This is a genomic window from Pseudomonas sp. 44 R 15, from assembly GCF_900004965.1.
GTDB classification, from domain to species: domain Bacteria; phylum Pseudomonadota; class Gammaproteobacteria; order Pseudomonadales; family Pseudomonadaceae; genus Aquipseudomonas; species Aquipseudomonas orientalis_A.
Window position 1 is genome coordinate 1 of sequence record NZ_CVTU01000057.1, and the last position, 13,132, is coordinate 13,132.

A 13,132-nucleotide genomic window follows, 5' to 3' on the forward strand; every position below is an offset into this window, starting at 1 on the left:
CTCGCCGGCTTCGCGCTTCCGCCCCTGGCCGCGCTGGGCCGGGTGCCGCCGTTGCGGGTACTGCGTCGCGACCTGCTGCCGATCCCCTCGAGCACCTGGATGGTGTACGGCGCGGCGCTCTTTGCCCTGGGCCTGATCATGTGGCGACTGAGCCTTGATCTGGTGCTGACCTTCGCATTACTGGGCGGCGGCGTGGTAGCGGCATTGATCCTCGGTGGCTTGCTGCTGTTGTTATTGCAAAGCCTGCGCCGCTTACTCGCACGGGCCTCCCTGCCCTGGCGCCTGGGCCTGGGCCAATTGCTGCGCCATCCATTGGCGGCAGCCGGCCAGTCCCTGGCGTTTGGCTTGATCCTGCTGTCCATGGGCTTGATCGCCCTGCTACGCGGCGAGCTGCTCGACACCTGGCAGAACCAGTTGCCCAAGGATGCGCCCAACTACTTCGCGCTGAATATCCTGCCGGCCGACAAAGAGGCGTTTGGCGCGCGCCTTCTGGACGTGCAGGCGCAATCGGCACCGCTTTACCCCGTCATACCCGGCCGGCTGATCAGCATCAACGGCGAGCCCGTACAGGAGATTGTCAGCAAGGACTCCAGCGGCGATCGCGCGGTGCAACGGGACCTGAGCCTGACCTGGGCCGCCGATTTACCCCAGGGTAATGTACTGACGGCGGGCACCTGGTGGACCGCGCAACCGGGCGATGGCGTGCCTGGGGTCTCGGTGGAAGCCAAGGTGGCTGAAAGCCTGAAGCTCAAGCTCGACGACCATCTGGTCTTCACCATTGGCGGGGAGAATCGCGAGGCACGGGTCACCAGCCTTCGGACCATCAACTGGGACAACTTCCAGCCCAACTTCTTCATGATCTTCCAACCGGGCACCTTGAAGGATTTGCCGACCACCTACCTGACCAGCTTCTACCTGGCGCCTGGGCATGACCAACAGATCGTCGACCTGTCCCGCGCCTTCCCGGCCGTCACCATCCTGCAGGTCGAGGCGCTGCTGGAACAACTGCGCAGCATCCTTGCCCAGGTGACCCTGGCGGTGGAATACGTGCTGCTGTTCGTGCTCGCTGCCGGCATGGCCGTGCTGTTTTCCGGCTTGCAGGCCACGTTGGATGAGCGCATCCGCCAAGGGGCGCTGCTGCGTGCGCTGGGTGCCGAGCGCAGGTTGCTGGTCAAGGCCCGGCGCATCGAGTTCGGCCTGCTGGGGGCGGTCAGCGGTTTGCTGGCGGCACTGGGCACGGAACTGGTGACCTGGGTGCTGTACCGCTACGCCTTTGACCTGACCTGGCACCCTCACCCCTGGCTACTGCTGTTGCCGCTGATCGGTGCGGCGCTGATCGGTGCCGCCGGGGTGTTCGGCACGCGTCGTGCGCTCAACGCCAGCCCGCTGACGGTACTGCGCGAGGGCTGAAACACTGATGGCCCTTGCTCCGGCAAGGGCCATCAGTTGCTATTTCACATATTCGATCCGGGTAATCCACCAGCACACCTCACCGCCGGGGGTTTGTACGATGGCTTCATCGTCTACCTCTTTGCGCAGCAGCGCACGTGCCATGGGGGAGTCGATAGAGATGTAATCCATCCGGTCATAGATCTCGTCATAACCCACAATGCGGAAACGCTTGGTCTCGCCCTGCTCGTTTTCGACATCGACCCACGCACCGAAAAACACCTTGCCCTCCTGCTCGGGCATGTATTCCACCACGCGCATATCTTCGAGGCGTTTGCGCAGGTAGCGCACCCGCCGATCGATCTCACGCAACAGCTTCTTGTTGTACTGGTAATCCGCGTTTTCGCTGCGATCTCCCAGGGAAGCTGCCCACGTCACCTTGCGCGTGGTGTCCGGGCGCTTTTCACGCCAGAGGTAGTCCAGCTCCTTTTTCAGCGCTTCATGGCCTTCTTTGGTTATCAGCTTGGTACTCAAACGCGTGCATCCCCAGGCAATGTCCAATAGTGTCGACAGACCAGGGCATCATACCCTGGCGTCGGCCGGCGGGGATCGATCATAAATCAACGGCGCAAAGTATCCAGCCCGACAGTGACTCAGCCCTGCCCGTCGAGGACCTGGTCCAGTTCAACGAGCGTGCCTTGCAGGCGCTGTCGCATCAGCGATAGCTGAGACATCATCAACACCATCTTTTCGGTCTTTTGGCTCACTTCCAGTGCTTGCTCCTGCAGGCGCGAATGCTGCTGGTCCAACGCCCGGCTTCTTTCATCCTGCTGATTCTGCTGTTGCTGCAATCGAGCCTGCCACTGTTCGAGCATCTCTTCGCGCTCGATGACAGCCTGTTTCTTCTGTGTCAGTTCCTGGGCGACCCTGGCCAGATTGCTCAGCGTGCTGTCTATCTCGAGAATGGAGGTATTCTCCCTGGAGGAGCGGGGTTGCGACGGCATTTCGATGGGGTCTGCCTGAGCAATCGGCGCGCTGGGTTCGACCGGCACCCGCGCCACTTCGGGTACCGTGACCGGCGGAGGCGGCGGCTCTTCAACACACACTTCATCCACAGGCCTCGGGACGGGCTCCGGCTCACTCTTGCCCCGCGGCGGTGCAACCATTTGCGATGAAAAGCGGATCGACGGCACGATGACCGCGCTGCTTTCGATGGCAGGCGCAGCGGGGGCGGACATGCCCAATGTAATCACCTTCATCACCAGGGCTTTCTTGACGATCACTGAGTGATGATCTTCGGGCCTGGCAGGCGGCAATCTGCAGCCTTTCAGATCAATGAAGTGAAACGGAACCTGAGACTCGGTGACGGCAGCGTCCTTATTGCCGGATGCCGCCGCCATCATCAGAATTTGCTTAAAGACTTGCATCGCTACTTGCAAGTCCTCCTTGGACTCAACCCCGCCAAGAAAATACCGTTCGAGTTTTTTGCGCAAGGCGGCGATATACACCCTGGAATGACCGGGTTCGGCTTCTTCATCAAGGCTATATACCAGGAAGTTGGAGGATGTCTGTTTGACCGCAAAGCCGCACAACAGTGCGCCGTTGACGGGAGCATCCTCGCCGCTGCGCTCAAGAACAAGGGTACGTAGAAGCATCATGGCAGTCAGGCCTCATTGCAAAAAGAAAACCTTATATAAATGTCAGACAAATATCCGACCATTATTAAGTATTCAGAACAACACAATTGTTTCAGCGCGTTATCAAATCAAACGTAGGACTTTACTTATTAAGTGAGCCCAGCGTTCCCAAGAGCAGGTATTTGAACGTAATCTTTTTAACGCACCGACACCACAACTAAACATTCTTCAGGCACCGCCCAATTGATTCGGTAAACCTATGATCGAAGTCAGCAACCTGACAAAGTACCTGGGCAAGAAAAGCGTGATAAGCGACTTTTCGTTCTGTGCCCAACGCCATGAATGCGTGGGATTGCTGGGAGAGCATGGCGCCGGTAAAACAACGTTGCTGAATTTGATTTCCGGCATGGCCAGGCCCACCCGTGGGCACGTCAGCATTCAGGGCCTGAGTACCCAAACCCATTCAACTCTCGCCAGGCAAGCCGTCGGTTACCAGCTCCAGGGGGGCATAACCCATCACACGCTGTCGGTCAAAAGCATCCTCAACTTTGTGGCCACCGCCCGAGGGTTCAGGGGTGCCGAAAAACGCCGGCACGTCGACCGGGTCGCCATGCGACTGGAGCTACACCCCGTACTCAACTGCCCCATCGATGTACTCAGCCTTGACTTGAAGCGCAGCGTCGCGATTGCACAAGCCATTTTGCACTCCCCCAGCGTCCTCCTCCTGGACGAGCCCACCGAAGGGCTGAACACCGAGCAACAGCTCAAATTCAGGGCGCTTGTTCAGTCCCTGACCGAAGAAATGAGCATCATCATCGCCTCCCGCCATTACGACGCGCTGTCCGAGATTTGCACCCGCGCCCTGGTAATCGCAGGCGGGCGACTGATTGCCGACTCTTCGCTGGCGGACTTGCAGCGCTGCTCCCGGCACTTCCAAGCGGTGACGCTCGCAGCGGATCCGCCCCCGGATTTACTCGCCCTTGCCGTACTGCCCGGCGTGGCCGGTATCGAGGAAGACCGTCAAAACCCAGGAAAGGTGACGGTTCTGGCCATGCCCGGGCACGCCATCTTCCCCGCCATCAATTCACTCATCACCCATCGCGGCTGGAACATCACGTCACTGCATCTGGAGCCAGGTCGCCTGAACGATGTCGTTCACCATCTGAGCCACGAGGTATCCTCTTGAAACTGCTGCCCCTCATATTCAAACGCCAACTCGCCAGCTATGCCAGTACCCCGCACACCTACCTGAGCGTGGCCTTTTTCCTGGTGCTATGTGCGACGCTGGGGCTGTATACCCATCGCTGGATGGAGCGCGACAGCAGTGACTTGCAGGCTTTTTTCGAACTGCACCCCTGGCTCTACCTGCTGCTGATACCCAGCCTATCAATGCAACTGTGGTCGGATGAACGCAACATCGGCTTTTGCGACATGATGAAAACCCTGCCACTCACCTCGGCAGAACGCGTGATCGGAAAATTCCTCGCAGCCTGGGTGGTCTGCAGCATTGCCCTGTTGTTGAATTTTCCTATAGTGGCGGCCGCGCATTTTCTGGGAACGCCCGACAACGGGGTGATCGCATCACAATTTCTGGCAAGTTGGCTACTGGCGGGAAGTTACCTATCGGTCGGTTGCTTTATATGTGCACTCACGCACCAGCGGATTATTATTTTTCTCCTCACCCTGGGTTTGCTGCTGACCATCAGTGGGCTGTCTTCGGTCCTGGATGCGCTTGAACATCAAGCGCCGATCTGGATAGTTGACAGCATCATGAAACTTGACCCGATATCGCGTTTCAGTTCAATGGACAACGGCAAAATAACACTGCATGACGGCTTATATTTTGTCAGCATGATCGTTGCCTTCCTTTCTGCAACCATCGTTACACTCAACTATAAAAACAGCTAAGGAAAGTCGCTGATGCGATCCGCTCTTCGTGTGGGTATGACGTTAGTCGTCATATTATTACTGTTCCTGGCATTCAACCTGGTCTGGCTAAACAAACTACCCGATTCCCGCTGGGACTTTTCACGACAGAAAATTCATACGTTATCACCCTCGACGCAGCAGTTGCTCGCGACGCTTGAAAGCCCACTGGACTTGTATTACTTCAACTCGCTCACAGCACCCAAAAAAAGCCGAACCGTGAAACGCTTCGGCCAACGCATAGAGGATTTGCTCCAGGAATTCGAAGCGGCCGCCAACGGCATGATCAACCTGCACATTATTGATCCAACCCCTTTTTCCGAAGATGCCTACAAAGCCAGCCTGTTCGGCCTGGATGACACACAAGGATTCCTTGGCCTTATAGGCACGCGTGCCGGCCAGGGTATGCAACGCATCGATGCGTTCAACCCCGTGGACGAACCGCTGCTCGAGTATCAGATCAGCCAACTGATCTATCGGTTGATGCACCCTCAACGGCCCAGTGTCGGCCTGCTGTCCGGGTTGCCGTTGAATGAGTCCGCCAGTCAACTGATGGAGCAGATGCGCGGGCATTTCAACCTGACAGAGTTGGCCTCCAACATCTCCCAGGTGCCTGCCTCGATAGGTAGCTTGATGGTCGTGCAACCGAGGGCGCTGACCGAACAAGCGCTTTACGCCATGGAACAGTTTGTCCTGGGGGGCGGCAAGCTGATGATCTTCATCGACCCGGTAAGCGAGATGGGGTCTGAAGCCGTATCGGTAGATTCCAGGCTCGATGGCCTGTTGAACGCCTGGGGCATACGCATGCCCACGAACAAGCTGCTGGTCGACAGCCTGTATGCCTCGTCGGCATCGCTCGGCCCGGGCATGCCCACCGTGCTGCACCCCGCCAGGTTGAAACTGCCACGACAGGCAATGAATGCTCAGGATATCAGCACCTGGAAACTCGACAGCCTGAGCGTATCAAGCAGTGGCGCGATCTTGCGCGCCCGAAAAAATCGCAAGACGTTCACCCCGCTGCTGCAAAGCTCTCGGCAGTCTGCGCTGCTGGACGCCGAGCGCTTCGCTTCAACGACGCAGTTCGACGCGCTGATTGACGAAGCCTCCACTTCAGGCCAGCGCCATGTCATCGCCGCGCGTCTCGAGGGGCCGGCCTATTCGGCATTTCCTGACGGATTGAGCGGACAGCCGCCCGGCTTGCAAAAGGCTGCCCGGATCGAGGTCGTGGTGGTTGCCGATACCGATGTACTCGCCGACGCTGTCAGCCAGGCAACGGGCAACAACAACCTGCAGTTCGTACTCAATACCCTGGATAACCTGGCGGCACCCGCATTACTTGCCAATATTCGCCCGCACATCACGTCGCGTTCGCTCAGCACCCTCACGCCCATGCGCGAAGCTGCCGCACAGGCCTATCGGGAAAAGGCAGCGGAACTGGAACGTCGTCTTGAGCATACCGAACAAGCATGGCAACGGCTCAATCCAAAGGCCACAGGCCTGGGCACCCAGGTCGTGGACACCAGTACCCAATTGCAAGCGCTTAACAAGGAGCGCCTGCGCCTGCCGATGGAATTGCATGCCCTCAAGGCGCAGGCGTATGCACCGTTAAACCGCTTCGAACGCACCATAAAGCTGCTGATGATCGCGATGGTGCCCCTGATGCTGTGCCTGATAGCCTGGCTACGGTATCGCTGCCTGCGTCGACGCCGATGGTCGCCGGTGACCTTTGGCTGATCGCCGGGCGGCGGGTATCAGCGACGGGCAATCAACCCTTGCCGGGCAATACGGGTCAGTTGGCGGATCACCTCTTCGGCATTGCCTGCACTCGGTGCCTGGATAACAGCGAGGTCAAAGCTGTTACTGGCGAAACGCGTCAGGGAGTCGCCGTCTTCCACGAACTGGATAAGGAACGCCGAAGGCCGCCCGGTGCGACGGGGCCAGCCATCCAGGTAGCGCAGCAGCGTCGGCTGGTGCTTGCCGCCCAGGAGGATTTTCGGGCTGCGCTGAGTCAGGTCCGCGGTGATGGGGGCCAGGCGTATCAGGGGGCGTGGTGCATTCATTGTGTCGTGTCTCTGCCTCAAAAGTCTGCGGGCAGGTGAGAGGCAACACCGAACCAGCGCTTTAGCGGTATTTCGACCCGTGCCTGCTGATGAGTGCATGGTTCTGTCGGACTGCATCGAGTCCAGTGGCGCCCCGCAATTAGCTGTTTAAATCGGCGCATGAGCAGCATCCTAGAGAAGCTGGCGGGGCAGTGTCAAGAATCCCGAGCAACGAAAAAGGCCCGCACGTGGCGGGCCTTGCATACCTTTGCAAACGCTCAGCTGGCGATGACGCGGTCGGCCGAGAGTTTGCCGGCACCTTCGAACAGTACCGCCAGCGAGCCGCCAAGCAGGGCCAGGGCAAACTCATAGCCATTGTTGGCCATGAACAGCCCGTTATGAATGTGCACGGAAAAGATCGCCACCAGCGACAGAAAGGTCAGGCCCAGTGCCGCAGGACGTGCGAGCAGGCCGATGATCAGCGCCAGGCCGGCAAAGAACTCGGTGCCGCCGGACAACACGGCCATCAGGGTGCCCGGCGCCAGGCCGATGCTTTCCATCCATTGGGCAGTGCCGGCCAGACCACCACCGCCGAACCAGCCGAAAAGTTTTTGCGAGCCGTGGGCAGCGAAGATGATACCGACGAAGATGCGCAGAACAGTCAGGCCATAACCTGCGCGAGTGGACAGGACACGGGTAATCAATGGGCTCACGAGGTAAATCCTTTTTCAGATAGGGGTTGGTTGGCCGCTATATTAATCAGTTTAAACAATGATAAAAGCCAAAAAACTGCATTATCACCATCGACAAATTCGATTATTTACGCGACGCAACGTTCGGCGTCGAGGGCTCCAGAGACTCCCGCTCCCGGTCGAACGCCAGATAGTATTTGTTGACGCTATTAACATAGCTGACGGCGCCCATCCCTACCTGCTCCATGGCAATGCGCTCAACCTGGAAGAACCACTGATTGGGGTTGAGCCCCCGACGCCGGGCTTCGGTGCGCATGCCCTGCACCCGCTCCGGCCCCATGTTATACGCGGCCAGCACAAAGGCCATGCGTTCACGCTCGTTGAGCTTGGGGCTGGCAAAGAACTTGCGACGGATCATGGCCAGGTAGCGCGCGCCCGCCTGCACATTACTGTCCAGATTCTCGATATTGTTCACGCCCACCCGCTGCGCCGCCGAGGGCGTGATCTGCATCAAACCGGTGGGGCCACCGCTGTTGCGTGCCCCAGGGTCCAGCGCGGACTCCTTGAATGCCAGCGCGGCCAGGTTCAACCAGTCCATGCCTTGCTCGCGCGCATGCTTTTGCAGGACCGGGCGCAGTTTCTCCAGGCGTTGACGGTCGGCGCGGGCCAACGGGTTGCGCACCTGGTAGAGACGTCGATAGATACGCTGGAACGCCACATCCTGGTCGGATGGGGTGTGGTAGGTCTTGAGGAAACGATCGATGCTCGCCCGCAGCATCGACGCATCCTGGCGCACGAACCAGTACTCGTCGCCCGGCTCGCTGATGACCACCTGCTTGTCAAAGCGCAACTTGGGCAGGATTTTCGACCAGCGCTCGGCAATCGGCTTTTCAACGATGGTCAGGTGAAAGATCCCGGCCTGCACCATCTCCAGCACGTCTTCCACCGCCAGGCTCGGATCGACCCATTCCACCTTGATCGGCGGGCGCTTGTGCAGGGCCAGTTTCTGGTTGGCCTGGCTGATCGCATCCGCCGCCGCGCTGCCGGTGGTCAACGTCAGGGTGCGGCCCGACAATTGCTCCAACCTGGTAAACCGTCGTTCACCCTTGACGCCAACCAGCCACAGCGGCACGTTGCTGGCGATCGGGTCACTGCTGCTGATCTTGTGCGCGGCCTTCACGTCCAGCAGTTCGCCGGGGGCGACCAGGTCACCTTCGCCACGGGCCAGCGCGGCAAGTAACTGGTCCTTGGCCCTGGGGATGATCTTGAGGTTGATTGCCTGCCCATCGCGGGCACGGCCATTGAGGTATTGCTCGAACGCACGCAGGCGATGGTATTCGACACCGATGGCCTGGCCCTGCACTTCACCGGAGCTGTTGCGGCTCTGGTTGACCAACACGCGCAGGGTACGACTGGAGCGAATCTCTGCCAGGTCACGGACCTTGCCGGGCTTGGTCACTTCCAGCGGCCCATCCAGACGCGCGACCGCCGCCATGGGCAGCAGTAACGTCACGCACATCATGAGTAACGCCGCGGGTCGGATCATCCGCTCTCCGGAAAGAAAACTGGCCAACACCTTCGTTAAACACCAGGTGTCGGGCGTCAGAAACAGAGCGCTTTATGCGCTGGCAACGCGTGCAACGACGACAAGGTAGAGGCAAAGGGCCCGCCACAATGTCGCCGGCGACGTTCAAAGACAGCTATAACGCGTTGTAGTTCTTGGTTTTTCTTATAAATCTGCAGCTCTGATATGCTTTCCGGCCGCAGGCGGAGGTAGCACCATGCAACTCATTGATATCGGCGTCAACCTGACCAACCCCAGTTTCGACGAGAGGCACTCGGCCGTTCTCGAGCGAGCCTACGCCGCCGGCGTGCAGCAATTGGTGCTCACCGGCACCAGTGTCGAAGGCAGCGAGCAGGCCCTGGCGCTGTGCACAAGCCTTGATGACAGTGGGCAACGCCTGTTCAGCACCGCCGGCATTCACCCCCACTCCGCCAGCGCCTGGGGCAGCGACAGCGCCCAGCGTTTGCGCGATTTGCTCAACCAGCCCCGTGTGCGTGCCGTCGGCGAATGCGGACTGGACTTCAACCGGGACTTTTCGCCGCGCCCACAACAGGAAAAAGTCCTCGAGGAACACCTGGCCCTGGCTGTCGAACTGAAATTGCCGGTGTTCCTTCACGAGCGCGACGCCAACCAGCGCCTGCTGGAGATCCTCAAGGATTACCGTGACCACTTGCCCGCCGCCGTGGTGCATTGCTTCACCGGCGAACAACAGGCGCTCTTCAGCTACCTCGACCTTGACCTGCACATCGGCATCACCGGCTGGATCTGCGACGAGCGCCGTGGGACGCATCTGCACCCATTGGTCAGGGAAATTCCCCGCGGCCGTCTGATGCTGGAAAGTGATGCGCCCTACCTGTTGCCACGCACACTACGCCCCAAGCCGAAGAACGGCCGCAATGAGCCCGCCTTCCTGAGCGAAGTGTTGCGCGAGGTCGCCCTGCATCGCCATGAAACCCTGGAAGACCTGGCGCTGCACAGTACCGCCTGTGCCCGGGCTTTTTTCGGCTTGCCTTACCGTCGGTGATGCGGCGCATTGACCCATGTCAAAAACCCGTTCCTGAGTAGCGGCACAATAATGGCACCTTGCCAATGCTGTTTCCGCTATCAGAGAAAACCTCCATGGGTGCCTGGCTTAGCAATATCTCACTGAAGTACAAATTCTGGGCCGTCAACGCGGTCGCTTTCATCACCACGTTGCTGCTGGTGCTGTATGCCGTCCAGCTCGAACAACAGGCACGCAGTCAGGCGTCCCAGGTTTCGGCCAGGGCCCAGGCGCAGTTGCTCAACACCTGGCCGGCCGACAAGACACTGCCCACTGGCGAAAACTGGCTGACCTTCACCCGCGACCAGGCGCCACAACGGGCAGGCCAGGATCTGTCCGCCTTGCAAGGCGCCAGCGGCTGGGTCGAGCTCAGTCACCTGCCCTTGTTCGGCGTGAACCCGCTGGTGGGCGCCGAGGTCATCCGCCGTGCCGACGGACAACAGGTCGCCGTTTTCGCCTACGCGCCAAGCCTGCGCCAGGTGTTCGGCGAACGCTTCGTCAACTATGCGGTGGCGGTGGCGGTCCTGATGCTGGCGATGCTCGGCGCCTCGCAACTGCTGATCCGCTTCCTGCTCAGCCAGCTCAACACCCTCAAGGACGTAATGCTCCATGTAGAAAAGACCGGCGACCTGTCCGCCCGGGTGCCCCTGGCCTGCAAGGATGAAGTCGGGCAGATGGCCAGCGCCTTCAATGCCATGCAAGCGGGCTACCAGCGGGTGGTCAATACAGTGGCACGGACCGCCAGGCAATTGGACGAGGGCGCCGCCCGCCTGGCCAGCAGCATGAACGAGGTGCAGCACGGCATGCTCGGCCAGCAAAGCGAGACCGACCAGGCCGCCACGGCGATCAACGAAATGACCGCCACCGTCCACCATATTGCCCAGCACGCCGGGGCCACCCGCGACCTCTCGCAAACCGCCGATACCCTCGCCGGCAGCGGCCAGGAAGTGGTCACACGCGTGCAACGTTCGATTGCCGGACTGTCCACCGGTGTGCAACAAACCGCTGAGATGATCCAGAAACTCGCCGAAGACAGCCAGAAAATCAACGGCGTGGTCGGGGTGATCCACAGCATCGCCGAACAGACCAACCTGCTCGCCCTCAACGCCGCCATCGAAGCTGCCCGCGCCGGCGAAATGGGCCGTGGCTTTGCGGTGGTCGCCGACGAAGTGCGCAACCTGGCCAAGCGCGTGCAGAGCTCCACCGACGAAATCACCCGCATGGTCTCGGCGCTGCAAGCCGGTACCCGCGACGCGGTGGACTTCATGCAGGAAAGCTCGCTCAAGGCCGATGACTGCGTACAACAGGCCCAGGAAGCCGGCGCCGCACTCGTCGAAATCACCGGCGCCGTGGCGCAGATGCGTGAGAGCAACACCCAGATTGCGGTGGCCGCCGAACAGCAGAGCCATGTCGCCGAAGAGATGAACCGCGCCGTGGTGAGTATTCGTGATGTGACCGAGAACACCGTGCAGCAGACCGTGGATTCGGCGACCACCAGTAATGAACTGGCGACGTTGGCGGGGGAATTGAGTAAGGCGATTGGGCAGTTGAAGCTGTAGGATCGTTCAGCCTGTAATCCGACTCCTACAACCATGCCGCAGCATACTTGAGGTCAAAACGAAACTTCCTCGCCCTCCCCGCGAATAACGCCGACTTCTTTTAACTAGGCACCTCTGCAAAGTCCCTCGCCTGATTATTCAGTGCGAGGGAGTGCAGATGGTTTTTTTCGTTAGGGCCCCGGTTGTCGGGGCGGTCTTTTGATTCCGGTGCTTGCCAGCTTCGTCCTGGCCCCCATGGACCCCAAAGCGCCGGATGTTGAAAACGTGCTTGGGGATTTGCGCAATTGCCTGAACACCTTCGACGCGTGGGCCGACAGCTTTTTCAGTGGCTCGGCACTGGAAGTCGAGCAGGTGTTCAAGGTCGGTGACGACGTCGCACTGGTCGCGCCGATCTCTTCCGACACGCCCAGTCGCACCGTCGCTCAATGCAAGGCCCAGGGTGGGCTGACCCTGGTGCATCTGTTCGAGAGCACCCGCTTCGTCCCTATCGGCAACACGCCGGTCACGCTGCAAGCCATTGCACCGGACGGCACGCCCATTGGCGCGCCGCTGCACCGCACCATCGGCCCCAGCGGCTGGCTTGAAGTCCCTGAGTGCACCCGCGATCAGCAGTACCGAGTCACTTTCTACCCCAATGTTTCCAAAGATCACGTCAAGGCGCTGTATACGTCCTACCAGTCGGTCATCGCCGGGCTGGAAGCGGATCTGCGCAAGCAGTGGCGCGAGCGCTTCGAGCCTCAATGGGCCGATTTTGCCAAAGCCCCGCCCTTCAAGCGCAGCGCGAAACAGGGTGCGGCCTTTGCAAGCGGGATTGGCAAGGCGTTTTACAACCTGTGGGACAACATCACCGAGCTGTACGACCTGTTGGCGAATCTCAAGTCCAACAGCGAAAAGTTGCTGCAGTACCTTTCCCAGGCCGAACTGGACCAGTTACTCAAACTGGGTAAAGACACGCTCGCCCAAGGCTTTCTGGTGCTCAGTGACGAGCCGCTGCTGTTTATCTATTTGTCAGCAATGGTGGCCTGGATACGCCTGCTGCCGCCGCCCGAGATGTACGAACTGCTGGGTGAGATCACTGGCGAAGTCTTGATCAACCTGCTGCTGATATGGGCCACGCGGGGGATGGGGGTGCAGCTTCGGCTGGGGGCTCAGGTGTTGAGTTCTATCAAGTCCGGGCGGGCGCGGGCGTTGTTGGAGTTGCTAGCCAGGCAGGTGCCGGGGCCTGGGCTGGAAACTCACGTGCAGGCGGCCAAGCCTCTGTTGCTGAACAGTGCGGCGACGCCG

11 protein-coding genes and 1 pseudogene are annotated in these 13,132 nt (G+C 59.9%); 7 read left to right on the plus strand and 5 right to left on the minus strand.

Going from position 1 to position 13,132, the window contains the following annotated elements:
* Positions 1-1,410: ABC transporter permease (locus BFP93_RS06965; protein ID WP_141687953.1), on the plus strand; the 1,410-nt coding region annotated here is incomplete at its 5' end.
* A 39-nt stretch (positions 1,411-1,449) separates the two neighbouring features.
* Here BFP93_RS06965 and greB read toward each other — a convergent pair.
* Both greB and BFP93_RS06975 read right to left on the minus strand, forming a co-directional pair.
* Positions 1,450-1,923, minus strand: coding sequence for a transcription elongation factor GreB (gene greB, locus BFP93_RS06970; RefSeq protein ID WP_065892558.1), 474 nt, complete (start codon positions 1,921-1,923; stop codon positions 1,450-1,452).
* A 119-nt stretch (positions 1,924-2,042) separates the two neighbouring features.
* Entirely contained in the window at positions 2,043-3,047 is a 1,005-nt protein-coding gene (locus BFP93_RS06975; RefSeq protein WP_065892559.1) for a hypothetical protein, read from the minus strand.
* Positions 3,048-3,285: 238 nt separating this feature from the next.
* Between BFP93_RS06975 and BFP93_RS06980 the strand changes: the two genes are divergently transcribed.
* From BFP93_RS06980 to BFP93_RS06990, 3 genes are read left to right on the plus strand one after another with little or no spacing between them, the layout of a single operon-like run.
* The gene (locus BFP93_RS06980; protein ID WP_065892560.1) at positions 3,286-4,212 is read left to right on the plus strand and encodes an ABC transporter ATP-binding protein; all 927 of its coding nucleotides are present in this window, start codon (positions 3,286-3,288) and stop codon (positions 4,210-4,212) included.
* The gene (locus tag BFP93_RS06985) at positions 4,209-4,934 is read left to right on the plus strand and encodes an ABC transporter permease (RefSeq protein WP_065884453.1); all 726 of its coding nucleotides are present in this window, start codon (positions 4,209-4,211) and stop codon (positions 4,932-4,934) included. Before BFP93_RS06980 ends, BFP93_RS06985 begins: the two co-directional genes overlap by 4 nt.
* Before the next feature lie 12 nt (positions 4,935-4,946).
* Positions 4,947-6,686: a Gldg family protein gene (locus BFP93_RS06990; protein WP_065892561.1), complete on the plus strand. Its 1,740-nt coding sequence runs from the start codon at positions 4,947-4,949 to the stop codon at positions 6,684-6,686.
* Positions 6,687-6,703: 17 nt separating this feature from the next.
* Here BFP93_RS06990 and BFP93_RS06995 read toward each other — a convergent pair whose 3' ends face one another.
* The 3 genes from BFP93_RS06995 to BFP93_RS07005 form a co-directional block, all read right to left on the minus strand.
* A complete protein-coding gene (locus BFP93_RS06995; RefSeq protein WP_065892562.1) occupies positions 6,704-7,012 on the minus strand; it encodes a hypothetical protein in 309 nt (102 codons plus the stop codon).
* 257 nt (positions 7,013-7,269) lie between these two features.
* Positions 7,270-7,704 (minus strand): DoxX family protein, encoded by a 435-nt coding sequence (locus BFP93_RS07000; RefSeq protein ID WP_065892563.1) that lies wholly within the window; start codon positions 7,702-7,704, stop codon positions 7,270-7,272.
* Between the two features lie 103 nt (positions 7,705-7,807).
* Positions 7,808-9,229 carry a transglycosylase SLT domain-containing protein gene (locus BFP93_RS07005; protein WP_065892564.1) on the minus strand — a complete coding sequence of 474 codons (1,422 nt, stop codon included), beginning with the start codon at positions 9,227-9,229 and terminating at the stop codon, positions 7,808-7,810.
* Between the two features lie 235 nt (positions 9,230-9,464).
* On the opposite strand from BFP93_RS07005, the gene BFP93_RS07010 reads away from it, so the two are divergent.
* The 3 genes and pseudogenes from BFP93_RS07010 to BFP93_RS07020 all read left to right on the plus strand — a co-directional run.
* Positions 9,465-10,271: a TatD family hydrolase gene (locus BFP93_RS07010; RefSeq protein ID WP_065892565.1), complete on the plus strand. Its 807-nt coding sequence runs from the start codon at positions 9,465-9,467 to the stop codon at positions 10,269-10,271.
* 95 nt (positions 10,272-10,366) lie between these two features.
* A complete protein-coding gene (locus BFP93_RS07015) occupies positions 10,367-11,848 on the plus strand; it encodes a methyl-accepting chemotaxis protein (protein WP_065892566.1) in 1,482 nt (493 codons plus the stop codon).
* A 198-nt stretch (positions 11,849-12,046) separates the two neighbouring features.
* Positions 12,047-13,132, plus strand: a pseudogene (locus BFP93_RS07020) (type IV secretion protein Rhs); the annotation flags it as partial.

Bases quoted from the DNA above. Each gene is read 5' to 3' on its own strand.
- BFP93_RS06975 (WP_065892559.1), bottom strand. From the start codon at position 3,047: ATGATGCTTCTACGTACCCTTGTTCTTGAGCGCAGCGGCGAGGATGCT.
- BFP93_RS06980 (WP_065892560.1), top strand. From the start codon at position 3,286: ATGATCGAAGTCAGCAACCTGACAAAGTACCTGGGCAAGAAAAGCGTG.
- BFP93_RS06990 (WP_065892561.1), top strand. From the start codon at position 4,947: ATGCGATCCGCTCTTCGTGTGGGTATGACGTTAGTCGTCATATTATTA.
- BFP93_RS06995 (WP_065892562.1), bottom strand. From the start codon at position 7,012: ATGAATGCACCACGCCCCCTGATACGCCTGGCCCCCATCACCGCGGAC.
- BFP93_RS07005 (WP_065892564.1), bottom strand. From the start codon at position 9,229: ATGATCCGACCCGCGGCGTTACTCATGATGTGCGTGACGTTACTGCTG.
- BFP93_RS07010 (WP_065892565.1), top strand. From the start codon at position 9,465: ATGCAACTCATTGATATCGGCGTCAACCTGACCAACCCCAGTTTCGAC.
- BFP93_RS07015 (WP_065892566.1), top strand. From the start codon at position 10,367: ATGGGTGCCTGGCTTAGCAATATCTCACTGAAGTACAAATTCTGGGCC.